This window comes from Chryseobacterium vrystaatense (assembly GCF_000737765.1).
Lineage (GTDB): Bacteria > Bacteroidota > Bacteroidia > Flavobacteriales > Weeksellaceae > Chryseobacterium > Chryseobacterium vrystaatense.
In genome coordinates this window covers 529,434-555,316 of sequence record NZ_JPRI01000001.1, presented here as the reverse complement: position 1 = coordinate 555,316, position 25,883 = coordinate 529,434, and the positions used below count along the sequence as shown (strand labels likewise).

Genomic DNA, 25,883 nt, shown 5'->3' with positions numbered 1-25,883 from the left:
TACAAGTCCTTAGAAAGGATACTCATAAATTTCAGATTCGTGAAGGTAAGGGTTACCTGTAGGAATTAGTTTCAGTTTAGACAATGCAGTCAATACTGTAAACATAAACAATCCAATTACAAAAAGGAGAGATCCTAATATCAAAATGAATACTTCAGGAGTCTTCCAGTATGGACCTACCGTTCCCGGCATTACCATGTTGAAGTAATCCAGGATGTGTCCCAGAATAACCACTACAGCCATAACAGTTACTACCTTATAATTTCTCTTGATGCTGCTGCTCACTAATACCAATAGCGGTAATAAGAAATTGACAATCAACATTGGTAAGAAAGTAATACCATAGTGCTGGAATCTTCCAAAGAAGTAGTTAACCTCTTCCGGAACGTTCGCATACCAGTAAAGCATGAACTGAGCAAACCATGTATATGTCCAAAGCATACTTGTAGCGAAAAGGAATACTCCTAAATCGTGTAAGTGATTGTCATTGAACTGAGGTAAGAATCCGTTTTTCTTAAGGTAAACACTAAAAAGGATAATCATAGCGATTCCACTTGAAAGACAGCTTACCATTGAATACCAGATATACATTGTAGAATACCAGTGAGGGTCAATAGACATCAACCAGTCCCAAGCCCAAGCCGCAGAAGCAAATCCGAAGAATGCGATATATCCTACTGCCCATCTGTAAAGGAATTGATATTCTACTTTTGATTTCGTCTCATCTACTTTTTTAGACTGAGCCTTAAGTTTCCAGGCAAAGAATGAAGCACCTATTACATAGATAAACGTTCTTATTGCATAGAAAGGGATGTTTAAGAATCTTTTCTTTTCGAATAAGATCACATCAAAATGTGCAGAGGTAGGGTCTGTCAAGTCCGGATCCATCCAGTGGAAGATATGGCCTTGGTGGAAGATGTTCAATAGCATTAATATTACCAGAATAGCACCTCCGTAAGGAATGTAAGAAGCAATAGCTTCCATTACTCTTGTAATAATGATTGGCCACCCTGCATGAGCTGCATGTTGAATACAGTAGAAAAATAATACTGCACAACTTAGTCCGAAGAAGAATACAGCTACGAAATGTATTGATGCTAAAGGCGAATTATGAATTTGCATTGTCGCATGCTCTAAATGAGAAGCTTCATCCTGAGGTCCAACCATCTCACTGGAGTGAGTAGGTGCATTATGACCTGCAGAGTGAACTGCTTCCATCATTTCTTTAATTCTCTCTGTACTGATCCCATTATTCATGAAAAAACCAATAGCAAACAGAACTATACCTGCAACAAGAAGTATTAGAGAAGTTGATTTTAATTTTGGTGAAAAACTATACATTTCTTTTCTTATTTTTTAGTTTCGGTAGTAGTCTCTGTTGCAGCTGCAGCTGGTGTAGCTGTAGCCGTTGTAGCTGCTGCAGGTGCTGCTGCTCCTTTTTTGAAGGCGCTCATCACGTACATTGCCACTCTCCATCTGTCACCTGCACTTAGCTGGCCAGCATAAGATCCCATTGCGTTTCTACCGTTAGTTAATACATAATGAACAGATCCTACAGTAATTTCTCTGTCTGCATAGTTTGGAACTCCAGAATATGCACCACTTTGAACTATTGGTCCCTGTCCATCTCCGCCTACACCATGACATGCAGAACATGTACGCTCAAATAAGAACTTTCCTCTCTCAATATCTTTCGCTGCATTGGCAGGATTTAAAGGAGAACCGGCGATCTTTTTAGAAGCATCGTAACCTGCGTTATATTCATCTGCATTTTTAGGAAGAAGACTTTCTTCGAAAACTCCGTCTTTATTCTGAGCAACTGATCCTTCTACGGGAGCAAGACCTGTTGCAAAACTATTTTTAACGAAAGCAGGAATTTCATTTTCATGATCTGAATAAGCATCCTGAGCTTTCATCAATGGATCGTAAGCTACCGGAAAGTACATATCCGGGAAATATACTAATGGTGTATTTTCTTTTGGTCCGCAAGAATTAAGTAAAACCGTTGCTAAACCTAAAACAGCTGTAATTTTTAATACATTCTTTTTCATTTTAAGCGTCTTTAACAGTTATTTCTTCAACTCCGGTTTCAATAAGTAACTGCTTTACAGTCTCTACGTCTTCAGTTACAAACTCCATAAGGAATTTATCATCAGTAGTTCTTGGATCTGGATTTTGAGCTGGTGCTCCCGGATACATTTTGTTTCTAACTAAGAACGTTAAAGACATCATGTGAGCGGCACAGAATACCATTAATTCAAACATTGGAACTACAAATGCAGGCATGTTGTGTGCCCAGTCAAAAGCTGGTTTACCACCAATATTTTGAGGCCAGTCATGATTCATTACATACCAGGTTACAGTAGCACCAATGGTAACTCCATAAAGAGCATAGAAGAATGCGGCATCAGAAATTCTGGTTTTCTTTAACCCTAAAGCTTTGTCTAGTCCGTGAACCGGAAACGGAGTATATACTTCGTTTATCGCGATTCCTTTATCGTTGAATGCCTTAACGCCGTTCATTAAATCGTCGTCGTCAGCATAAAGTCCGTATACAATTTTAGTGGTGCTCATCTCCTTCTTTTGCTTTATAAGTTTCACCTGAAATTTTCAGAATCGATTTTAATTCAGCCTGTGCAATTACAGGGAACGTTCTTGCGTATAGTAAGAATAATACAGAGAAGAATCCGATTGTTCCTAAGTATACACCCACATCAATGATCGTTGGCTTAAACATAGTCCAAGATCCAGGTAAGTAATCTCTCGAAAGGTTGATAACGATGATATCAAAACGTTCAAACCACATACCGATGTTAATAATTAACGCAATAATAAATGTAGCAATAATATTTGTTCTTACTCTCTTGAACCAGAATAATGCAGGAACAATCAAGTTACAAGTAATTAGTGCCCAGAATGCCCACCAGTAAGGTCCTACTGCAGCACCCGGAGAAAGGTAAGTAAAGTCTTCAAATCTTGATCCGGAATACCATCCGATGAAATATTCAGTAGCATAAGCTACCGTTACCATACCACCTGTAAGAACGATTACGATGTTCATAATTTCAATATGATACATTGTGATATATTCTTCTAAGTGACATACCTTTCTAGCAATCAACAATAGCGTCTGTACCATCGCGAATCCTGAGAAGATCGCACCGGCTACGAAGTAAGGAGGGTAGATTGTAGAGTGCCATCCTTTAATAACCGACGTTGCGAAGTCAAATGATACCGTGGTGTGTACCGAGAATACAAGTGGAGTCGCTAAACCTGCAAGAACCAAAGAAAGTTCTTCGAATCTCTGCCAGTGTTTTGCTTTACCACCCCATCCAAATGCTAGGAATGTATAAATTTTCTTAGTCCAAGGAGTTTTAGCTCTATCTCTGATCATTGCAAAGTCAGGGATTAGTCCCATGAACCAGAATACAGTTGATACTGAGAAATACGTTGAAATCGCAAATACGTCCCAAAGTAGAGGAGAGTTAAAGTTCCCCCAAAGAGAACCGAATTGGTTAGGTAATGGGAATACCCAGTATCCTACCCAAACTCTACCCATGTGGATTACAGGGAAGATTGCTGCCTGTACAACCGCAAAGATCGTCATCGCCTCTGCTGATCTGTTTACAGACATTCTCCAACGCTGTCTAAATAATAATAATACTGCGGAGATTAGGGTCCCGGCGTGACCGATACCTACCCACCATACGAAGTTGGTAATATCCCAACCCCAGTTAATAGTTCTGTTAAGCCCCCATGCTCCAATACCTGTTCCGATAGTATAAGCGATACACCCGAATCCATAGATGAATAGAACTAAGGCTGCGTATAGTGAAACCCACCATAGTTTACCTGCTCTTTCTTCGATAGGTCGTGCGATATCTTCTGTAATATCGTGATAAGTTTTGTGACCAATAATTAGAGGTTCCCTTATCGGAGCTTCGTAATGTCCTGACATTTTTTACCTATTTATTATTTAAACTTTATTTTTCTACTCTGTTTCTTACTTTAGTGTGATAGAACACGTTTGGTTTGGTTCCGATCTCCTCTAGTAAATAATATCTTCTGTTGCTAGAATATAATTCTCTCACTTCAGATTCTTTGTCATTCATGTCTCCGAACGTCATTGCTCCAGTAGAACAAGCAGCAGCACAAGCACAAGAATTCTTGAATTCAGTGTCTGTTACTTTTCTGTTGTCTCTCTTAGCTGCTAAAATAGTAGCCTGAGTTTCCTGAATACACATTGAACATTTCTCCATAACCCCTCTTGTTCTTACAACTACGTCAGGGTTTAGTACCATTCTTCCAAGATCGTTATTCATATTGAAATCGAACTTGTCATTTAAGTTATATGTGAACCAGTTGAAACGTCTTACTTTGTATGGACAGTTGTTTGCACAATATCTGGTACCGATACATCTGTTGTAAGCCATATGGTTCTGACCTTGCTTACCGTGTGAAGTAGCCGCTACCGGACATACAGTTTCACAAGGAGCGTGGTTACAGTGCTGACACATTACTGGCTGGAAGATTACATCTGGATTGTCTGCAGGGTGGTTTAATGCACCTCCGTCTCCGAATGCTGTACCGTACAATTCTGGTACTGCCATTCCTTCTTTCAATCCTTCGTATACTTCTACTTTCTGTCTTGAAGAATAGTAACGGTCAATTCTTAACCAATACATATCTCTAGACATTCTAATTTCTTCTTTACCTACTACAGGAACGTTGTTTTCTGCCTGACAAGCAATGATACATGCTCCACAACCAGTACAAGAGTTCAAGTCAATTGATAAATTGAAGTGAGGTCCGTCTGTATCATCGAAAGCATCCCAAAGGTCAATCTTTCTTGCAGGAAGGGCTCCACTGATTGTATGATATTCCAAAGGCTTGTTCCATCCTTTGTGTTCGTCATCGAAAGCTACGTTGATGAATTCTGCCAAAGGAACTTCCTTAGCGATCTCATAACGTCCCATTAATGTATTCTGAAGCTGGATACCTGCAAATTCGTGGTCTTCTCCAGTTTTTTCGATTTTAACTCCTGAAACAGTTAAGTTAGAACCGTCAAATAATGGATAAGCATTTACTCCTGTATCAGCAGTAGTCCCGGAATCCTTTTTACCATATCCAAGCGCAAGACCTACAGATCCTTCTGCCTGTCCTGGTTGAATGAATACAGGAACGTCTTTTATCGTTACTCCGTTTACAGTAAGGTTTACGATAGAACCATCCAGCTGCATTCTTGCATTAAGATCATTGTCGATCGCGAACTTTTCTGCGTCTTTAGGAGAAATTGTCAAGTAGTTATCCCAAGACATTCTTGTAATAGGATCCGGTAATTCCTGAAGCCAAGGGTTGTTGGCCTGAGTACCGTCACCCATTGAAGGCTTAGTGTACAATACTAATTCTAATTCAGAAGCTTTGAAGTTTCCTAATTCAGCAATAGCCTGAGCAGCATTTCCTCCAGAGTAAGATAATGCAGTTGCATTATTTGAAGTAGTGAACCCGTTATATAAAGCTTTGTTGAATGAAGTAGCTCCTAAGATAGATGCTGCACTTCCTTTCAGATAATCGTAGTAATTGTTGGCCGCGTTGTTTTTACCGTTTTTCCAAACCAATAAAGATTCTTCAATCTGTCTTGATTTGTAGATCTTCTGGATTGTTGGCTGCATTAATGTATACACTCCGGTCTGAGGTTCAATATCTCCCCAAGACTCCAGCCAGTTTGCAACCGGGATTACAGCTTTTGCTGCTTTGTACATTTCATTTTTCTTATCAGCTACAGCTACTACACAAGCAACTTTAGCTAAAGATTTTTTGAAATCTTCTCCTTTTGGATGAGAGTAGATAGGGTCTACATTGTTTGCGATCAATACGCCAACCTGACCTGCATTTACCCATCCTAAGAATTCCTGGTATCTTGCTTTATCAAATTCTTTCAGGAAGTTTGCTTTACCTGTGAAAGCAACTGAACCTAATTTTTGGTTGATTAAGTGTGCTAAAACCTGTGCTCCTTTAGAACCGTCAGCTAAAACAACAGCTTTGCTGCCTTTCGCTTTAAGTTCAGTTGCAATTTCAGTAGCGGTCTTATCTGAAGTACCACCACCTACGATTGCATTGTAAACTTCCACTAAAGTTTTGTTTACAGCACTTGGCTTTAATCTGTATCTTGAGTCAGCGTTAGCACCAGTTAATGACATGTTTGACTCCACCTGAATGTGTCTCAACATGTTTGGTCCTGGTTTTCTCGCTGCTGCAAAAGATGTTTCTAAGCTTGCTCCGTTGTAATCTCCTAAGAAATCAGCCTGGAAAGAAACTACCAATTCTGAACCTTTAAGGTCATAAACAGGTAATGCTCTCTGTCCGAATACCTCCTGAGCTGCATCTAACGCTGCAGAGTGAGGATAAGCATCATAAGTTACCAGTTCAGCAGTTGGATACTTAGCTTTGAATTCAGCAAATAGCTTTTTGAAAGTTGGGGAAGGTAAAGAGTGTGACAAAAGCACGATCTTTTTACCTGCTGCACTTGCATCTGCCAGACCTTTAAGAACAAAACTGTCTACTTTATCGAAAGTTTCATCTTTACCATCCAGTTTAGGCTGTTTTACTTTATCGTTATCATAAAGAGAAAGTACACTTGCCTGAGCTCTTGCATTGGTTGTTCCTAAATCACCTGCTGCCGGGTTTGGATCAATTTTGATCGGTCTTCCTTCACGGGTCTTTACTAAAACACTGGCGAAGTCGAATCCGTCAAAATATGTTGAAGCGTAATAATTCGGAACCCCTGGAATAATGTCATGCGGCTTTACCACATAAGGAATCGTTTTGATCACTGGTGCTTCACAGGCAGCCAATGTTACTGCTGCCGTAGAGAATCCTAATATTTTTAAGAAATCTCTTCTTGAAGTACTTGATCCGTTCTGTTCAGCATCTCCAAGGAAATCTTCTACCGGAATTTCTTCCTGAAACTCTTTCTGAGCCAGCTTATTGTTTAAAGCTGGATCTTTAAGTTCATGAATACTTCTAAATTGTATTTTGTTTGAAGCCATTTATACTTCTAATTTTTTAGTTATTAATAATGACATTTACCACACTCAAGACCTCCAATTGCATCTACAGTGATTTTACCGCCATCCTGAGGATATTGTTTTTTCAACTTGTCATGTAGATTCTTGAAGTATTCTTTATTATAACCGTTGTTCATATCAACCTCAGTCGTTCTGTGACATTCGATACACCATCCCATAGTGAAGTCATTAGCCATTTGAACAACATTCATTGTATCAATTTTTCCGTGACAAGCTTTACATACAACGTCAATTTTGTTGTTTGGATTCTTTTTGTTGAAAGAATTAATAATTGCTTGCTCACCTGCTACTACGTGTTGAGAGTGGTTGAAATACACGAAGTCTGGCATGTTGTGGATTCTGGTCCATTCAACCGGTTGTGTTTTTCCAGTATACTGCTGTTTTGCAGGATCCCAGCCTGTAGCTGCATAGATCTTCTGAATCTCACCATCGTAGAATGCTTTATCTTTTCCTGGCTCCATGTAATGCTTGGCGTTGTATTCAGAAATAGTTCTGTGACAGTTCATACAAACGTTCATAGATGGAATCTCAGATACTTTACCGTACTTGGCACTTGAGTGACATAACTGACAGTCGATTTTTTGTTCTCCAGCGTGAATTTTGTGAGAGAAGTAGATCGGCTGTTCTGGCTTGTACCCTTTGTACACCCCAATCCACATGATCCAGTTCCAAACTCCATAAGCGGCCAGAAGGGCAAGAATACCCAATGCTGCTTTACCTATGTAGTGGTACTTCTCATAAATTTCGCTGAAAGATTTAATTCTTGTCTCGTTAAGTCCTGCTAATTCTTCAGATTGACCTAATTTAACCAATTGTCTCAGTTTAATTAAGATCCAAACCAGTAGAGCAGCAATGGCCAGAAGCGAAATGATAACAACACTTGTAGTTGTTTTGTCAGCTGGCGCAGCAGCTGCTGCATCCGTAGCTGTACCTGCGGTAGCAGCCGGTTCCGGCTCAGGAGCCGGCGGATTAGTTGTGAATGCTAAAATGTCGTCTATATCCTTATCTGTAAGATTTGGAAAGACCTGCATTTCAGTCTTATTAAATTTTTCGAAAATCTCATTGGCGTATTTATCCCCAGAAGCTCGTAGAGCTTTGTTGTCTTTGATCCACTTGTGAAGCCAATCTTTGTCTACACCACCCTCTGTCTTTACACGTTCTACAACACCTTTAAGAGGTGGTCCTATTACCTGTTTGTCCAGTGCGTGACATGCAGTACAATTTGCTTTGAAAAGTTTCTCTCCGTTTTTAGGATCGCCGTCTTGCCCGTAAATTGAAGCACTTGTCGATAGCAATAAGCCTATTGCGATCAACGTTTGTTTATAATGCTTTCTCCAACTAATCATTTAAATTATCTTATGTTAGTAAAATATTGAACCAATCAATTCCGCAAAAATAATATTTTTAACAGGAATTTAACGGTATATGGAAAAGGGAAAATATCATTTACGTTTAATTTGTATTGATTCTAAATAGTGTTGTTTGGTATAATTTTTTAATTTTAATAGATTTGCAGAAACAAGTTTAAATGAGAAATTTAATCAAAATATTTTCAATAATATCTTTATTTGGGTTTTATAGTGTTGAAGCCCAACAGGTTGTTCAGAAAGATACTTTGTCCGGGACAGAGCTAATTATGACAATGGATTCCAAAGTAAGTGCTGCTTTGGGAGGAATTGAAGATAAATGTTCCAGAACTACTGGTGGTCCTTCGAGTCCTTCGGTAAGAGAAAATAATTCGGAAAGTGGAATTGTAACCAGTACAAAACCGCCAAAGATCTATATTCCGAGCAGAGAACTGAGTAATGCGGAGATTTGCAGAAAGAATCCAAGAATTTTAGGATTTAAAATTCAGATCACAACAGTAAAAAGTAACGAAGAGGCCAATGAGGTGAAATCATATTTCAGAAAAAGATTTCCGAACCTTAAGGTCGAAACGGATGCTTCTTTAAGACCAAATTATAAAATTTTAGCAGGAAGTTATTTCACAAAACAGAGTGCAGCATCAGACCTTTCAAAAATAAGGGAATATTTTAAATCGGCGATCGCTGTACAGTATAGAATTTTCTGTTCAGAAGCAAGATAGAACAAATAAATATAAATTTCAAAGCTGAGAGTTTTCTCAGCTTTTTTTATTGGTAATAAGTCTCTAAGAACTGGAAAAAGTCAGACATTCTAAAAAGGTTATTCGCCAGTAAAAAGACAAATAAGATACCCATTAACAGGGTCAAGAATGATGAAGTTTTCGGCTTTGATTTATAAGCGTAAAATAGCCACCCTAAAAGCAGAGGATAGACAAAAACAAAGTGTCCGCCATATATGTATGCGGTATGAAGTCCAAACCTCATAATGCAGTGAATGACAATGTCAAACAAGAATGAAATGGCGAGAATCTGCACCAGTTTGTTTTTGAAATTTTTTAGATAACTCCACAATATCATTGCCAATATTAGTATGATAAAAGCATAGCAAAATGGAGAAGAATAAGGTTCCATTAAAAGGCCTTTAAAATCAAAGCCTTTCATATTGTGTTTGTCCGTGGTCATGAAACTTGGGAATAGAATGCTGCCTCCAAAAAAATAAGAAAGCATCATATCCCAATCTGGAATTGATTCTACGTTTGAGAATTTTTCATACTGCTGGTTGGTTTTTGAGAAGATGTTTTCATATTTAAAATCAATCCTCAATAAATAAAGAAATACAAAACAAACGGTGGTAAGAACTATCCGGAAAACGGCATTTCCAAGTTTTTTCCAGTTTTTGAAAATATCTTTTTCAAACAGAATAGGGATAAAAACTTTAACAATATTGGTAATGGTAAGGCCGCCAATGGTAATGCCTGCAAGTGTAAGTGCTGATCCGGGGATCTTTTCTTCTTTTCTAAGCTTTAAGGCTGCATAGTAATTGTAAATGCTGAGCAGCAGTAGAGTATAGGTGAAGTTCTCAGGAGTAAAAGAAAGAATGATGGTTGTGGAAAACAGTCCGAAGAACAGAGTGATCAGCAAGCTGGTGTTAAGGGGAAGCCCTATGATGCTTTTCAGGTATTTGAAAATCTGTACTGTACAAAGACTTATTGCAATATTACTGAGCCAGGCAAGTGTAAGCCTAAAAGTTGTGTCCATTTTTCCACCTGAAATGAATAAGGAAAACTCTCTTATCCAGTTGAAAAAATAGTAAGCTAAAGGATGTCTTTCGAAGCTTCCACCAGTCATAACAATTGCTTTATTGTCAAAACTGAAATACGCGTCCCATGGAATTCTACTGTCAAAAATGATTCGGTAGTGGAGGGCAATATAAGTACCTAAAGTTCCATAACAAATCAGAAAAAAGCTAAATACAGCCAGCTCAGAATAAGTGGAAGGAAATACTTGCTTTAAAAGATGAATGAGTTTTGTTTTAATAAAAGACACGGGTCCGTTTTTTTGCAAAAATAAAATAAAAAAACTCACCATTTCCGGTGAGTTTTAAAGATTGTGATAATATTATTATTGCTTGCTCACTTTTCTTGTTGAAGTGCTTCCGTCAGCAAAATTAATTTTAACTAAATACGTTCCTTTTGGAAGTGAAGAGATATCTGTTTTGTCAGAATCATTCTGAATTAAAGATTTACCGCTCATATCAAAAACTGTTGTGGACTTAATCTTTTGATCAGTTTTGATGTTGATTTCTCCTTTGGTAGGGTTAGGGTAGATGGCTACTGCTTCTTTGGATTTGGATGAAACTTCATTTGTAGCAAGTACACCTGTAGCTGTGATTTTTACATCGTCAAGCATAAACATATATTGATCTGAAGACATGTATTGGAATCCTACTCTTACAGTCTGTCCTGCATAGGCATCTAAATTGATAGTAACTTGTTGCCATGCAGCATAAGGAGCTGTTGATGTTGCTGGTGATGAAACAATAGTGAAATTAGCTGCTGAAGTTGGATTTCCACTTCCTGTATAAACTCCTACTTTATAGTTCTCTGTAAAAACGGGTGATAAAGCTTTTACCCAGAAAGTCAAAATGTTTGCACTTGTGCCTAATGTAACAGCAGGAGTAATTAACCAATCATTGTTAGCGGTAGCTCCTCCAGGAGTAGTAGACGGGACACTTGCCCAAGATACAGCGCATTTTTGTCCAGCATGCGGACTGAAGTTTCTAATTTCTTCGTCTGCAGCAGTTGAAGTTGCGTTGTTAGTTGCATTGCTGGCAGAAAGGTTGAAAATTTGAAAAGCCATTGGTAGCCCCCTATTTGTCCAGTTTGCGGTCCAAGTTGGCACTGTAGTCCCTCCAACTACCGGACCTCCTCCTGTATAAGTGTTTAGGCCATCTAAGTCTAAAGTAAGCCAGCTTCCAAAGCCTGTAATGGCAAAATTAGTATAAGACTCAAAGCCTTCATCTAATAATACTGTTTGTGCTTGCGTAGTGGCTCCGGTCAATATTAAGCCTAAAGAGAGTATAAGTTTTTTCATAATATTTTTTTTCTAAAATTAGTGAAAAAATATTATTGGTATGTATAAAATGCAACAAAATTGTTTGTATGTTGCAATTTATACACTAGGAACTGCAAGAAAGTGTAGAACAGCCAGTCGTGTCATCATAAGCTGATGGCCTCTTTGCGGAGAATTCGGGATACAATTCTTCGTAAGGGTTTTCTAAGGCTTTGGTGATTTTTTCAAGCATTTCTGTTTTTCCTGTACTGATCTCCTCAATACATTCATAAAGCAAATAATTTCTCAGGGTAAACTTTGGATTGGATCGTTTCATTAGAGATAATGATTCTTCTCTTGAAATCGTATTGGATGAAAGTCTGGCTTCGTATTTTTTAGCAAAGTCTTCTAATTTTGTAACTCTCTGATCGGTTAGGACAACATATGATACATTTTCGAACAATAATTTAACATCACTTTCAGGATTCAATTTTTCCAGTTGATTAAAGAAAAGAGTGTAATCCAACTGAAGTTCCTGCATCAGTCCCTGCCAGTTGGTGAAGAATTCTTCATCGCTTTCTCTGAGTTCGTCGAAGCCAAATTTTGTGCAGAGCATTTGATCATGAATCTCCCAAAAATAGGTGCCGTAATGATTTAATGTATCTTCTAAAAATTTTTCGTCCTTTATTAGTGGATGAAGAGAGTTGGCCAGCTGCCAAAGGTTCCACTGTGATATCTGACCCTGTTTTCCGAAAGCATACCTTCTTCCCGGAAGATCGGTGGTGTTGGGGGTGAAATTCAGATCGTACTCATCCATCATCGAATAAGGACCGTAATCTATTGTTAATCCTAAAACAGACATATTATCCGTATTCATTACTCCATGAACGAATCCTACCCTGAACCATTCAGTCATGAGATGGGCAGTTCTGGTACATATACTTTCAAAGAAGTCTTTGTATTTCTGAATTCCGTCTGTTGTAATTTCCGGATAATAGTTGTCGATAGTAAACTCAACCAGATCCTGAAGGGTATTGTATTCCCTTTGTGAAGAGATCAGCTCGAAATGTCCGAAGCGAAGAAAACTTTCAGCAGTTCTGATGACTACAGCACCTTTTTCAAGCTGAGGATTTCCGTTATACATCATATCTCTTACAACATCTTCTCCGGTAAAAGCCAGACTTAATGCTCTGGTCGTTGGAACGCCCAAATGAAACATCGCTTCACTCATCAGATATTCGCGTACTGAAGATCTTAACACAGCTCTTCCGTCTGCATGCCTTGAATAAGGAGTAGCACCAGCGCCTTTCCACTGTATTTCTGTTTTTTTTCCGTCTTTATTGGTTATTTCTCCAGCCAGTATTGCCCTTCCGTCTCCAAGCTGTCCTGCCCAGTTTCCAAACTGATGGCCTGCATATGCTGTTGAATAGGTTTTTACATTGTCAGGAAGGTTGTTTCCGACAAGAAAATCCAGGTCTTTTTCTTCATATTCTCCAAGACCAATTTCTTCTGCAAGACCGGGGTTAAATGCAATAAGTTCCGGCTTGTCAAATCCCGCAGGCTTTATGGTGGCAAATAAGACTTTTGGAGTGTTTCTCTGCATTGGGTTGTCAGAAAGGTCCCCGGGAAATATATCTGTAAATGGTTGTTTGATCTGTTCGATATTCATTTATCAAAGGTATTAATTATAAAAGAAAAGACCTTTCAAATTATTGAAAGGTCTTATGTATTTCTAAAAGAGAATTTATTTATTGAAATCTACCTCATCGGTGGAGTGAAGATTGTCATTGATATTTTCTTCCTTCTTGTCTGTATTGTTTTTAGGAGTAGGATCTGCCTGTCTCGGATTTTTGATTTCATCAATTGTCTGAAGTCCTCCATCATCTCCATAGCCTTCTCCTAAACCTTTAAGATTGGAGCAGCCATCTTTCCAGTCTGACGGTCTGGTAAATTTGTCATCAGGGGTAATTCCCAGTGATTTATCGGCCCAGACTTTCTTCATGAATATGGCCCAGATCGGTAGTGCCATTTTCGCACCCTGTCCTTCACCGGTTCCAAAGAAGTGAGTTGCTCTGTCTTCCCAGCCTACCCAGGCTCCTGTTGCGAGTTTTGGAGTGATCCCCATAAACCAACCATCAGAGTTATTCTGTGTAGTACCTGTTTTAGCAGCGATTTCCACACCTTTTGAAATTCCTCTTCTTCCTAATTCTCCGGAAGCAGTACCGTATTGAGCAACACCTTTCATCAGTTCGATCATGGTGTACGCATACATTGGATTCATTACCTCTTTCGGTTCTACATTTACTTCTTTGATTACCCTTCCGTTGGCGTCTTCAATTCTCCAGATCATCTCCGGTTTATTGTAATTTCCGTAGTTGGCAAAGGTACTGTAGGCTCCTAGCATTTCATAAATCGTAATATCAGATGAACCTAAAGCAATCGTATTGTTTCTTGGGATATCTTCTGTAACCCCCAAATCTCTTGCAGTCTGAATAACGGCATCTACGCCTGTCATTTCAATCAGACGAGCAGCTACGGGGTTTTGAGAGTGGGCTAATGCATCTTTTAACGTAAGCATTCCGCCTCTTCCCGGAACATGCCATCCGTTGTGGTCATAGGTACCATTGGAAACAGTAGAACATGGCGTCATTCCTAATTTCATAATAGCTGTAGCATATACGAAAGGTTTAAACGTGGATCCTACCTGTCTTTTTCCCTGTTTGATGTGGTCATACTGGAAATGTTGCCAGTCGATACCTCCTACCCATGCTTTGATCTCTCCACTTCCAGGTACCATAGACATTAATCCTGCCTGTGCAATCTGTTTATGATATCTGATAGAGTCCCAAGGAGACATTTCAACTTCTTCCTCTCCACTCCACGTAAAACGGGAAGTTTTGATTGGTTTATGGAACTCCAGTAGGATTGAATCTTCAGAAACTCCGGCAGCTTTCAGTTGTTTGTAACGACCGGTTCTTTTCATCGCCTGAGTCATTACCCCGGTTACCTGCTTATCCGTCAGATAATAGAAAGGTCTGTTTTTTCTGCCTCTCTGTTCGGCGTCAAATCTCTTCTGAAGGTCAGTTAAATGTTCCTTGATTGCCTGTTCTGCATATTTTTGCATTTTTGAATCAAGGGTTACATAGATTTTCAAACCGTCTTTATAGAGGTTAAGCTTTTTACCGGTTTCTTTTTCGTAACCTTCAAGATATCGGTCAATTTCTTTTCTTAAATAAAACTTATAATATGCAGAGTAGTCATCACTAATGTTCTTAATAGGATGATAATCTGTCTCAACAGGTGTATTGATTGCTTTATCATAAGTTGGCTGGTCGATATAGCCTGTTTCAAACATTTGCTGTAAAACCACATCCCTTCTTCTCTTCGCCCTTTCAGGATTTCTCATAGGGTTGTTAGCAATAGGAGCTTCCAGCATGGCTACAAAAACGGCTGTTTCCGGAAGTGTAAGTTCTGAAGTTGTTTTGTTGAAATAAATTTTTGAAGCCATTTCAATACCGTTCGCATTATATGTAAAATCGAACTTATTGAAATAGAGTGTGATAATTTCTTCTTTGGTATATCGTTTTTCTAAGCTTACAGCAACCGACCATTCTTTCAACTTCTGTATAACCCTTTTAATAGGGTTTTTAGATGGTTCTTTGGTAAATAAAAGTTTAGCTAACTGCTGTGTGATTGTAGAACCACCCCCTCTGTCTCCACCATATCTCACGGCTCTTAGGATAGATTTTAAATCAATTCCTGAGTGCTCTTTGAAACGTTCATCTTCCTTTGCCTGTAAGGCATAGATAAGGTAAGGTGGAAGCTGTTTATAGGTGATAGGCTGAGTCTTTTCTTTCTCAAATTTTCCTAGTAAAACACCGTCTGATGAAATGATTTCAGAAGCCACATAGATATCGGGGTTTTCAAGTTCTTTTACATCCGGCATTTCCCCAAGAAAGCCCTGGGAAACAGCAAAGAAAAGTCCTGAAATACCTAAAACGACCGCAATGAGTCCAATCCAAATAAATTTAACCCATTTTTTCCAAGAGGTATCTTTCTTTTTTTTGGGAGGAAGAGGGAAGGTTTTTCCCTTATTTCCTGCGTTTTGTCTGTTGTCTTCCATTTATGCTTACGGTTTAGCCGTTTCTAGTTTTACTCCAACGTCTTCAATTCCGGGAAGGTTATCATTTCTCATGGCCTGCATCAGGCTGATTTCATACTTCCCTTTTTCCGGAAATTTATAATTTGTTTTATACTGAAATAATGCTTCTTTTGTGTCACCAAAACCTGTACCAAGCCATTCACCATTGGGTTTTGCCAGTACGTAATTGAGAGTATCTGTTTCCTTCTTTTTGTTCTTGAGATTGGTGAAATTTACAATAAATCTTATATTACTGTAAGGGTAGCTGTTATTATTTCTTACGACAAATATAATATTTTTAGGATTCTGCGGATCTGAAACTTCAAGATTAAATTTTTGCTCACTTTTCTTATTCCATTTGTTATTAACGGAATTCATAATGACATTTTCTTCCGAAGAAGATTGGCAGCTAAAGAAAAGGATAAGAGGTAATAATCCTAAAGTTTTACGCATTTTTATCTTTTTTTGGAGGATATTTCTTTTTGAAATTTTTCTTGTTTGGGTTCTGCTGTTTCTCAGAATCAGAAGGGGTGTCAGTTTTTTCCGTTGCTGCTTTTGGCTGCGGTTTATGCTGTGGCTTCTGTTGCGGTCTCGGCTGACTTCCGGAATTGTTATTCTCCGGTCTGTCAGGTCTTTCAGATCTTTCTGGTCTGTTGTTTTTCTTAGGTCCCTGACCTTGTGCTTGTCCCTGCTGTCCTCCCTGATTTTGCCCGCTATTGTTATTGTTCGGCCTGTTTTGGTTCCTGCTCCTGTTATTTCCTCTATTCTTCTTTTCGAATCGGTCAACATTATTTTCCTGAATCAGGTCGATCGTGTGAACCGGGATGTCCGGTTGCTTAAGGTCTTCTAAAGGAAGAATTTTTTCGCCTCTTTTATTTTTTGCTATTAATTTTTTAACAAGATCAATATCAAAGTCATACCATGCCATAGAACTGTCTACATAAGCAAACCACATTTTCTTTTTGAAAACGTCGATTTTGATACAGAAAGCCCTTCCTTTTTCTGTATCTAAGGTAGTTGAAGAAGAAGGGAAGTTACTCAATGCATCAAGATAACTGTCTAATTCGTAATTAAGACAGCATTTCAGTTTACCACACTGCCCTGCAAGTTTTTGCGGGTTGATGCTAAGCTGCTGATATCTTGCTACGTTAGTGTTAACAGATCTGAAATCCGTTAGCCATGTTGAACAGCATAGTTCTCTTCCGCATGATCCAATACCCCCGACTTTTGCAGCTTCCTGTCTGAAACCGATTTGTTTCATGTCGATTTTCGTTCTGAAAGCACCTGCGTATTCTTTTATCAACTGTCTGAAATCCACTCGGTTATCGGCGGTGTAATAAAAGGTGATCTTTGAAGAGTCTCCCTGATATTCTACATCAGTAACCTTCATTTCAAGACCGATTCTATGGGCGATCTTTCTTGCTTCAAGCTTTACGCCATCTTCTTTTTTTCTTGCTTCCTGCCAGACCTCAAGGTCTTTTTGGTTAGCCTGTCTGTATATTTTGAGTATAGATTCTTCAGGAAATTTTTTCTTTTTCATCTGAATCTTTACTAATTCTCCGGTGAGGCTTACAACGCCTACATCGTGTCCCGGGCTTGATTCTACTGTTACTACGCTACCTATATGTAAAGGAATATTATTTACATTTTTATAAAACGATTTTCTGTCATTTTTAAATCTAACTTCAACAAGGTCACACCTATTCGATGCAGGGTTGTTGATGTTAGAAAGCCAATCGAAAACACTTAATTTATAACTATTACCACAGGTATTTACACTTTCACAACCATTCGCGGTTTTTTTGGGTCCGCATGAATGGGCAGAATCGCCGGATGTTTTGCATCCACAACTCATATAACTATTTTTTATAATCTTGCAAATTTATGTAAATTTATCTTTATGCAATTCTAAAATACTTAAATATTCAATATCACTGTTGTTTAACCTTAAACGTTAAAAATATACAACAAGTTAAAAGTTGATAAGTAGCTAGACAGTACATCTTTATATTGATGTATTTCTAAAGTACTATTTTAAACATAATTTTCTTTTGCTATATTGTTTAAAATATTAAGAAATATTAACAGGTGTATTCAAAATAATTTTATATTTGGGTTATATAATAACAGTCTATGAAAAAAATATTAGTATCAACTGCTTTATTGGCGGGTGTTTTATCTTACGCAGGGGGCTTTAGAGTATCTCTGCAGGGAGTGAAACAATTGGCAATGGCGCATACTAGTGCTCATGCCGAAGATGCAAGTGTGGCGTTCTTTAACCCAGCGGGTATGTCATTCATCCCTTCTAAACTGAGTATAGTGGCAGGAGGGTTTGGTGCAAGTAATAAAGTTACTTTTCAAAACTTGAATACTTTACAAAGCACAGAAACGGATAATCCTCTCGGGACTCCTTTATATGCTGCGGTGGCTTATAGACCGATTGAAAACTTATCTGTAGGTTTCAGTTTTACGACACCTTTCGGAAGTACTATCCAGTGGCCTAGCGACTGGGAAGGAAAAGAGATGGTGCAGAAACTGGAGCTTAAGAGCTTTTATTTTCAGCCTATGGTCTCTGTGAAGCTGGCTCCTTGGGTATCATTCGGTGCAAGCTATATTTATGCAAAAGGCAAAGTAGACTGGGACAAAACGGTAACGCAGTTTGGTGGTGAATTGAATATTAAAGACGAAAAAGCAAGTGGAAGTGGTTACGGATTCGGTTTCTATTTCAGACCTGATCCGAAATTAGACATCAGTATTGCTTATCGTTCACCTATAGATATGAAAGCTAAAAAGGGAACAGCTACATTTAAGTTCCCGTCTGCATCTGTTTATCCTCTATTGGGGCTTGATCCAAGTACAGGACAGGATAAATTCACAGCAACACTTCCTTTAGTGGAGGAGTATACCATTGGTTTAACCTATAAGGTGACACCGAAATGGTTGGTTTCAGCTGACTTTAACTATCACGGATGGGAAAGATACAGCAAGCTGACGCTGGACTTTGCTACTGCTCCAGTTGCTACAAACAATCCTGCTGACCCAACAGTTCTTGTATCTCAAAAAAACTTTAGAAACTCAAAAACATTTAGGTTAGGGACTCAGTATGCGATCACCGATATGATCTTTGGCCGTTTGGGAGCTTACTATGACGAATCTCCTTATACAGATGAAAACTTCATTCCTGAAACACCTTCATTTAACACCTATGTTGTTACTGGAGGTTTAGGCTTTAAACTAAAGCAGTTTGGAATTGATTTAGCTGGGGGATATGCTATTCCTCAGGCAAGAGACGTGAAAAACGCTAATCTTGGATTTAACGGACAGGCAAAGGCTAAAGCGTTTTACTTTGGTTTAGGTTTATCTTACAACCCTTTTTAATTGAAAGACTATGAAAAAAATTATAATATCAACACTTGCCGTTTCCGCACTTCTTTTTACAACAAGTTGTGAAAACGATTTTGATACTGATGTAAAAGATATCCAAGTAACAAAGGGAGATGCAGACTTTACCAAATATGTTGCCCTGGGAAATTCCCTTACTTCTGGTTATAGAGATGGTGCTCTTTATGCGGACGGACAGAACGAATCGTATCCTTCTATGATTGCTCAGCAGATGAAATTAGTAGGAGGGGGTGATTTCAAACAGCCTTTAATGCCTGATAATAATGGAGGTTTGCTTCTCGCAACTCCTTTGGGCACATTACAGATCGCCAATACTAAACTTTATATCAGTTCTTTTATAGACGGTTCGCCTGACTTAAAAAATGCCAACGGCAACGTTGCAACCACTTTAACGAATACGGTGTTAACAGGTCCTTTTAATAACATGGGGGTACCTGGTGCGAAAGTAGCCCACCTATTAGCGGACAACTATGGAAATGTACAGGGTGTAGCTGCAAAAACAGCGAATCCTTATTTTGTAAGATTTGCTTCTGAGCCTGGTACATCCGTTATAAAGGACTTTAAAAAACAGAGTCCAACCTTTTTCTCTCTTTGGATAGGAAATAATGATGCCTTACTATATGCTTTAGCAGGAGCAGACGCTACTGCTGAAACGTTAACTCCTGCAGTGCAGTTTACTCAGTACTATAATGCTTTGGTGAATGAAATTGCAAGTACAAATGCGAAGGGGGTTATCGCTAATATCCCCAGTGTGACTTCTATACCGGCATTAACAACTATACCCGTTAATCCTTTAACAGCCGCTGTGCTTGGAAATGGAAATGTAACTGTAGGAAATGCTACTATTGATGCATTGAACGCCCAGGTTTACGGTCCTCTAAGCCAGATTTTGACTGCTTTGGGTGCAGGTGACAGAATTAAGCCTCTTTCAAAAACAGCAGCAAATCCTTTGCTTATCAAAGATGAAAGTTTAGCACCGCTTAATGGACAGATTACTGCTGCGGCTGCGGCTTCGGGAAATCCGACATTAGTGGCTTTAGCAGGTTATCTTGGTGCCACATACGGACAGGCTAGACAGGCGAAAGCGGGGGATCTTGTACCGTTGACTACAAAAGCTGCTATTGGTACACTTCAGGCTCTTCCTACAGGAGTTCCTGCATCACTTGGAGCAAGAGGAATTGCTTATCCGTTTGCTGATAATTATATACTGACAGGTACGGAGGTTACAGAAATTAATACCACTATTGATGCTTATAATGTTGCTATTAAAGCGGCAGCAACTGCAAAGGGATATGCTTTTGTAGATGCTAATAAGAAAATGTCAGAACTTGGCTCTCAGTCAGGGATTTCTTTCGATGGAGTAAAATATACTGCCAAATTCGTTACAGGTGGTGCATTCTCCTTGGATGGTGTTCACTTAACAGGACGAGGATATGGGATGATTGCCAATGAGTTTATAAAATCAATCAACGCAACGTACAAATCCAATCTGCCGCAGGTAGATCCTAACAAATATTCAGGAATAAAATTCCCGTAATAATACAGGAAAATAAAAACTTAGAAACCACAAGAGTAATTCTTGTGGTTTTTTTTTAAATTTGCAGAATCTTTAAAAAGTAAAAATGGCCGATCAGTTAAGTTATCTATTTTGTACAAGAACCAGTAAGGACTTGGCAGAAAAAATTGCCCAATATTATGGGAAAGAGTTAGGAAAAATCAACTTTCAGGAGTTCAGCGACGGAGAATTTGAGCCTGTTCTGGATGAGTCAGTAAGAGGAGGAAGAGTTTTCTTAATCGGATCTACCTTCCCGCCAGCAGACAATCTTTTAGAACTTCTATTGATGATTGATGCAGCGAAAAGAGCTTCCGCAAAAAGCATTACTGTTGTAATCCCTTATTTTGGACTTGCAAGACAGGACAGAAAAGACAAGCCGAGAGCTCCGATAGGTGCAAAACTGGTTGCTAATTTATTGACAGCAGCTGGAGCAACAAGAATAATGACGATGGATCTTCACGCAGACCAGATTCAGGGGTTCTTTGAAATTCCGGTAGATCACCTTTACGCTTCAAGTATTTTCGTGGATTATATCAGAGCTTTAAACCTGGACAATCTTACTATTGCTTCACCGGATATGGGAGGAGCGAAAAGAGCGAAAAACTATGCAGGTCACCTGGGTGCTGAAGTGGTTATTGCTTACAAAGAAAGAAAAAAGGCAAATGTTGTAGAAGAGATGTTCCTTATTGGTGATGTGGAAGGGAAGAATGTGATCCTGATTGATGATATGATTGATACTGCAGGGACACTTTGTAAAGCAGCGGATATTTTGATAGAAAAAGGAGCAAAATCAGTAAGAGCGATGGCTACACACGGAGTACTTTCCGGAAAAGCATACGAAAATATTGAGAACTCTAAATTGTTGGAAGTTATTGTAACTGACTCAATTCCTGTTAAAAATAATTTGTCAACTAAAATAAAAGTGCTATCTTGCGCCCCATTATTTGCAGACGTTATGAAGATGGTTCATGAGCACCAATCAATTAGCAGTAAGTTTGTTATTTAATTGATTTTTAGCGTAATGCAAAATTAAACAGAACAATTTTTTAAATTTTTTATAAATGAAATCTATTACAATTCAAGGTACAAAAAGAGAAAGCGTGGGCAAAAAGTCTACAAAAGCTTTACGTGATGCTGAATTAGTTCCTTGTGTTGTTTATGGAGGTGAAGCTCCTTTAAACTTCTCTGCTGAAGAGAAAGCGTTTAAAGGTTTAGTATACACTCCTGAAGCACACACGGTATCTATTGAACTAGACGGACAAACAATTCCAGCAGTTCTTCAGGATATTCAGTTCCACCCAATTACGGACAAAATTTTACACGTAGACTTCTACCAATTATCTGACGATAAGCCAGTGGTTATGGAAGTTCCTGTAAGACTTACCGGACGTTCTAAAGGTGTTGTGGCTGGTGGTGTTTTACGTCAGTCTTTCAGAAAGTTGAAAGTGAAAGCAATTCCTGCAAACTTGCCGGATGAGATCGTTGTTGACGTTACTTCATTGAAAATCGGTAACAAACTTTATGTAGGAGGTATCAAAGCTGAAGGTTTCTCTTTCGTACACCCGGACAATGCAGTTGTAGTAGCTGTTAAGATGTCTAGAAATGCAATGAAAGGTGGTGCAGCAATTGAAGATGATGAAGATGAAGCAGCAGAGGAAGAAGTGGCAACACAATCTCCTGATGTTCCTACAACAGAAGAAAAATCTGCAGAATAATATTTGCTTATTCAACAAATCATATGAAACCTGTCAATTTATTGGCAGGTTTTTTTATTGTGGGGATAAAAAGGAATACGACCTTTCTTTGCTATCTTATCTATCGGATATTTCTATCAAATGATAAGTATCAGCAAACAACCTGATAGGTCCTTTCAGAAAAAAAGACGTAAATTTGAAGTGTTCTAAATAAGAGCAATCTAATTTAAAATTTTAATAAATGTTTGACATTCAGGAAATAAGAAGTCAGTTTACGATATTAAACCGCGAAGTAAATGGTAAACCCCTGGTTTACTTAGATAATGCAGCAACATCTCAGAAACCGGATTCTGTTTTAAAGATCTGGAATGAATATTACACTGAGCTTAATGCCAATGTTCACAGAGGAATCCATACATTAAGCCAGCTTGCAACTGAAGAAATGGAGCTTTCCAGAAGGAAGATCCAGAAATTCATTAATGCAAAGCACGACTTTGAAGTCATTTTTACTAAAGGAACAACAGAAGGTCTAAACCTCATCGCTTATATCCTGACGCAGAAGCTTAAAAAGGATGATGAGATTATCATTTCTTATTTGGAGCATCACTCCAATATCGTTCCTTGGCAGTTGCTGTGTGAAAGAACAGGAGCGAAGTTAAGGATAATTCCAATCGATGAAAACGGTATTTTGCAACTGGATTATCTGGATGAATTTTTAAGCGAAAAAACCAAAGTTGTTGCTGTAAATCAGGTTTCCAATGCATTGGGAATTGTGAATCCTATTGAGGAAATCATTGCTAAAACAAGGAAAAACTCAGATGCTTATGTTGTGATCGACGGAGCGCAGTCTGTTCCTCACTTTGAGATTGATGTACAGAAGATGGATTGTGATTTCTTCGTGTTTTCAGGACATAAAATGTACGCGCCAATGGGAACCGGTATTCTTTACGGAAAACAGGAAATCCTCGAAGAGCTTCCTCCGTTTCATGGAGGAGGAGAGATGATCGCAACCTGTTCTTTTGATGGAACGACCTACGCCGGACTTCCTTTTAAATATGAAGCAGGAACCCCAAATGTAGGAGGAAATATCGCATTGGGTGCCGCTGTTGATTTTATGGATAAAATCGGCAGACAGAATATTCAGAATCATGAAAATGCCTTACTTGAATACGGCCAGAGACAACTTTTGGAATTGGAAAACATAAAGATTTATGGTGAAAAAGCCAAGAGAACAGGTGTAGTTTCCTTTAATCTGGAAGGTGTGGGGATTTCTTCCGATGTAGGAATGATTCTTGACAAATTGGGCATTGCTGTAAGAACAGGCCATCACTGTACACAGCCGATTATGGACTTTTTCAATATAGCGGGAACGGTGAGAGCAAGTTTTGCAGTTTACAATACTTTTGAAGAAATAGATAAGCTCGTTGAAGGAGTAAAGAAAGCTCAGAAAATGTTGGGATAAAAATTAAAAAGCAGTTGATCAACTGCTTTTTTTATTTAGTATCTTGATTAACATAAATAGTATGTTAAAGATCGAAGAGTTCAGGAGGCAGTACCATAGATATGATCTTTCTGGCCCTTTAAAAGGAAACTATCAGTACAAAGATCAGAAGGGAATACATTGATAAAATCTAATTCCAAAAATTCCTTTTGTTATGTATTGAATTATTATTTAAAATCATTATAAATAATAGATTCTGCCAATAGTGCAAATAGCAATTTTAATGTATGTGTATTTTAGTTCTTGAAGTAATTTTGCTTTGTCTAAATTTAACGTAATGGAATTAATTGAAAAATTGAACTGGAGATTTGCAACCAAAGCAATGAACGGTCAAAAAGTACCACAGGAAAAAGTGGATAAAATATTAGAAGCTGCAAGACTGGCACCCACATCCAGCGGTCTTCAGCCATTTGAGATCATCGTGATTACCAATCAGGAAGTAAAAGAGCAAATCCGACCTCATGCCTGGAACCAGCCGCAGATTGCAGACTGTTCACACCTTTTAGTCTTTGCTGCATGGGATAACTATACAGAAGAAAGGATCAACAGCATGTTTGATCTCACCAATGAAATCAGAGGTTTTAAAAATGAAGGTTGGGAAAACTACAGACAAATGCTGTTGGGAACATATCCTCAAAGATCTGCTGAAGAAAACTTTACACACGCTGCAAAACAGGCTTACATTTCATTTGGTGCTGCGATTATTGCAGCAGCTTTCGAAGAGGTAGATTCTACACCAATGGAAGGTTTTTCTCCGGATGCTGTGGATGAAATTTTAAACTTAAAAGAAAAAGGTTTAAAGAGTGTATTGTTGCTGCCTATCGGGTACAGAAATACTGAATCAGACTGGTTGGTAAATCTTACAAAAGTGAGAAAGGCTAAAGAAGACTTTATTACTGAAGTGAATTAATTACTAAATTTTTTCTCATAAAAAATCCCTTTCAATTATCTTGAAAGGGATTTTATTTTTTTATGTGTCTATTTTAAATAGTAGGTTTCCACTCAACCACAGCTCTGATAAATGCTTCTGCATTTTCCACTGGGATATTGGGTAAGATTCCATGGCCAAGATTGGCAATATATCGGTCTTTTCCAAAACGGTTAATCATCTCAGTTACCATCTTCTTGATTGTTTCCGGTGTAGAGTGTAATCTTGCAGGGTCAAAATTTCCCTGAAGCGTCATGGTATGGTTCGTTAATGTTCTTGCAAATTCCGGAGTAATAGTCCAGTCAACACCCAAGGCAGATGCTTTAGACATTGTCATATCTTCCAGGGCAAACCAGCATCCTTTTCCAAACACGACCACATGGGTAAGTGGACTTAAAGCTTCAACAATCTGGTTGATATACTGCCATGAAAATTCCTGATAATCCGTAGGAGAAAGCATTCCTCCCCATGAATCAAAAACCTGAACAGCAGAAACGCCTTTTTCAACTTTTCTTTTTAAATAAGCAATTGTGGTATCGGTGATCTTCTGAAGCAATAAATGAGCGGCTTCAGGCTGCTGGAAACAGAATGATTTTGCGATATCAAAAGCTTTACTTCCTTTTCCTTCAATACAGTAACACAGGATGGTCCAGGGAGAGCCTGCAAAGCCGATCAATGGAATCTCGTTGTCTAATTTAATTAAGGTAAGCTCAATTGCATCAAAAACGTATCCTAAAGTATCGTCAACATCAGGAACGATCACATTCTGAACCTGTTCCATTGTTCTGATCGGATTATCCAGCCACGGACCTACATTTTCTTTCATTTTAAAATCAATTCCCATGGCTTGGGGAACTACTAAAATGTCAGAAAACAGGATTGCTGCATCCAAAGGAAACCTACGGATAGGCTGTACAGTAATCTCAGAAGCCAGCTCAGGAGTCTGACATCTTGTAAAGAAGTCATATTGATCACGAAGAGCAATGAATTCCGGCAGATATCTTCCGGCCTGTCTCATCATCCATACTGGCGGTCTTTCTACAGTTTCTCCGCGGAGTGCTTTTAAATATAAGTCGTTTTTAATCATAATTTATTTAAACTAATACAGCCGTTCCCGACGCTTATTATTCTTAATTCTTATCAGCCAAACTTCCAGCTG

General features: G+C 38.5%; 20 protein-coding genes. 7 read left to right on the top strand and 13 right to left on the bottom strand.

Annotation, left to right across the window (positions count from 1 at the left end):
• Positions 1 to 9: 9 nt before the first annotated feature.
• From IW16_RS02500 to IW16_RS02475, 6 genes are read right to left on the bottom strand one after another with little or no spacing between them, the layout of a single operon-like run.
• A complete protein-coding gene (locus IW16_RS02500) occupies positions 10 to 1,341 on the bottom strand; it encodes a hypothetical protein (protein ID WP_034739353.1) in 1,332 nt (443 codons plus the stop codon).
• 8 nt (positions 1,342 to 1,349) lie between these two features.
• Complete coding sequence (locus IW16_RS02495; RefSeq protein ID WP_034739351.1) at positions 1,350 to 2,051, bottom strand: c-type cytochrome; 702 nt, start codon at positions 2,049 to 2,051, stop codon at positions 1,350 to 1,352.
• 1 nt (position 2,052) lies between these two features.
• Positions 2,053 to 2,574 (bottom strand): DUF3341 domain-containing protein, encoded by a 522-nt coding sequence (locus IW16_RS02490; protein WP_034739349.1) that lies wholly within the window; start codon positions 2,572 to 2,574, stop codon positions 2,053 to 2,055.
• Complete coding sequence (nrfD, locus tag IW16_RS02485) at positions 2,561 to 3,958, bottom strand: NrfD/PsrC family molybdoenzyme membrane anchor subunit (protein WP_034739346.1); 1,398 nt, start codon at positions 3,956 to 3,958, stop codon at positions 2,561 to 2,563. The genes IW16_RS02490 and nrfD overlap by 14 nt, the downstream gene beginning before the upstream one ends.
• A gap of 25 nt (positions 3,959 to 3,983) precedes the next feature.
• Positions 3,984 to 7,049 carry a TAT-variant-translocated molybdopterin oxidoreductase gene (locus IW16_RS02480; protein WP_034739344.1) on the bottom strand — a complete coding sequence of 1,022 codons (3,066 nt, stop codon included), beginning with the start codon at positions 7,047 to 7,049 and terminating at the stop codon, positions 3,984 to 3,986.
• 23 nt (positions 7,050 to 7,072) lie between these two features.
• Positions 7,073 to 8,434 (bottom strand): c-type cytochrome, encoded by a 1,362-nt coding sequence (locus IW16_RS02475; RefSeq protein ID WP_034739342.1) that lies wholly within the window; start codon positions 8,432 to 8,434, stop codon positions 7,073 to 7,075.
• A 182-nt stretch (positions 8,435 to 8,616) separates the two neighbouring features.
• Here IW16_RS02475 and IW16_RS02470 point away from each other — a divergent pair, with 182 nt between their 5' ends.
• Positions 8,617 to 9,174, top strand: a complete 558-nt coding sequence (locus IW16_RS02470) for an SPOR domain-containing protein (protein WP_034739339.1) — start codon at positions 8,617 to 8,619, stop codon at positions 9,172 to 9,174.
• A gap of 46 nt (positions 9,175 to 9,220) precedes the next feature.
• Here the strand turns inward: IW16_RS02470 and IW16_RS02465 are convergent, their stop codons facing one another.
• From IW16_RS02465 to IW16_RS02440, 6 genes are all read right to left on the bottom strand, one after another.
• Positions 9,221 to 10,498 carry a DUF6080 domain-containing protein gene (locus IW16_RS02465; protein ID WP_228376899.1) on the bottom strand — a complete coding sequence of 426 codons (1,278 nt, stop codon included), beginning with the start codon at positions 10,496 to 10,498 and terminating at the stop codon, positions 9,221 to 9,223.
• A gap of 75 nt (positions 10,499 to 10,573) precedes the next feature.
• On the bottom strand, positions 10,574 to 11,545 hold the full coding sequence (locus tag IW16_RS02460; protein ID WP_034739336.1) for a T9SS-dependent choice-of-anchor J family protein: 972 nt from the start codon (positions 11,543 to 11,545) through the stop codon (positions 10,574 to 10,576).
• An 85-nt stretch (positions 11,546 to 11,630) separates the two neighbouring features.
• Positions 11,631 to 13,172: a protein adenylyltransferase SelO gene (locus IW16_RS02455; RefSeq protein ID WP_034739334.1), complete on the bottom strand. Its 1,542-nt coding sequence runs from the start codon at positions 13,170 to 13,172 to the stop codon at positions 11,631 to 11,633.
• A 75-nt stretch (positions 13,173 to 13,247) separates the two neighbouring features.
• Positions 13,248 to 15,626, bottom strand: coding sequence for a penicillin-binding protein 1A (locus IW16_RS02450; RefSeq protein WP_034739332.1), 2,379 nt, complete (start codon positions 15,624 to 15,626; stop codon positions 13,248 to 13,250).
• A 6-nt stretch (positions 15,627 to 15,632) separates the two neighbouring features.
• Entirely contained in the window at positions 15,633 to 16,097 is a 465-nt protein-coding gene (locus tag IW16_RS02445) for a gliding motility lipoprotein GldH (protein ID WP_034739330.1), read from the bottom strand.
• Complete coding sequence (locus IW16_RS02440) at positions 16,090 to 17,499, bottom strand: PSP1 domain-containing protein (protein ID WP_034739327.1); 1,410 nt, start codon at positions 17,497 to 17,499, stop codon at positions 16,090 to 16,092. Before IW16_RS02440 ends, IW16_RS02445 begins: the two co-directional genes overlap by 8 nt.
• Before the next feature lie 278 nt (positions 17,500 to 17,777).
• Between IW16_RS02440 and IW16_RS02435 the strand changes: the two genes are divergently transcribed.
• The 6 genes from IW16_RS02435 (at position 17,778) to IW16_RS02410 (ending at position 24,706) form a co-directional block, all read left to right on the top strand.
• Positions 17,778 to 19,022, top strand: coding sequence for an OmpP1/FadL family transporter (locus tag IW16_RS02435; protein WP_034739325.1), 1,245 nt, complete (start codon positions 17,778 to 17,780; stop codon positions 19,020 to 19,022).
• Positions 19,023 to 19,032: 10 nt separating this feature from the next.
• Positions 19,033 to 20,583 carry an SGNH/GDSL hydrolase family protein gene (locus IW16_RS02430; RefSeq protein ID WP_034739323.1) on the top strand — a complete coding sequence of 517 codons (1,551 nt, stop codon included), beginning with the start codon at positions 19,033 to 19,035 and terminating at the stop codon, positions 20,581 to 20,583.
• 85 nt (positions 20,584 to 20,668) lie between these two features.
• Entirely contained in the window at positions 20,669 to 21,607 is a 939-nt protein-coding gene (locus tag IW16_RS02425) for a ribose-phosphate pyrophosphokinase (protein WP_034739322.1), read from the top strand.
• A 55-nt stretch (positions 21,608 to 21,662) separates the two neighbouring features.
• Positions 21,663 to 22,316: a 50S ribosomal protein L25/general stress protein Ctc gene (locus IW16_RS02420; protein WP_034739321.1), complete on the top strand. Its 654-nt coding sequence runs from the start codon at positions 21,663 to 21,665 to the stop codon at positions 22,314 to 22,316.
• 220 nt (positions 22,317 to 22,536) lie between these two features.
• Positions 22,537 to 23,757 carry a cysteine desulfurase gene (locus IW16_RS02415; RefSeq protein ID WP_034739320.1) on the top strand — a complete coding sequence of 407 codons (1,221 nt, stop codon included), beginning with the start codon at positions 22,537 to 22,539 and terminating at the stop codon, positions 23,755 to 23,757.
• 316 nt (positions 23,758 to 24,073) lie between these two features.
• The gene (locus tag IW16_RS02410) at positions 24,074 to 24,706 is read left to right on the top strand and encodes an NAD(P)H-dependent oxidoreductase (protein WP_034739319.1); all 633 of its coding nucleotides are present in this window, start codon (positions 24,074 to 24,076) and stop codon (positions 24,704 to 24,706) included.
• 73 nt (positions 24,707 to 24,779) lie between these two features.
• Here the strand turns inward: IW16_RS02410 and hemE are convergent, their stop codons facing one another.
• Positions 24,780 to 25,811 (bottom strand): uroporphyrinogen decarboxylase, encoded by a 1,032-nt coding sequence (hemE, locus tag IW16_RS02405; RefSeq protein ID WP_034739317.1) that lies wholly within the window; start codon positions 25,809 to 25,811, stop codon positions 24,780 to 24,782.
• Positions 25,812 to 25,883: the final 72 nt, after the last annotated feature.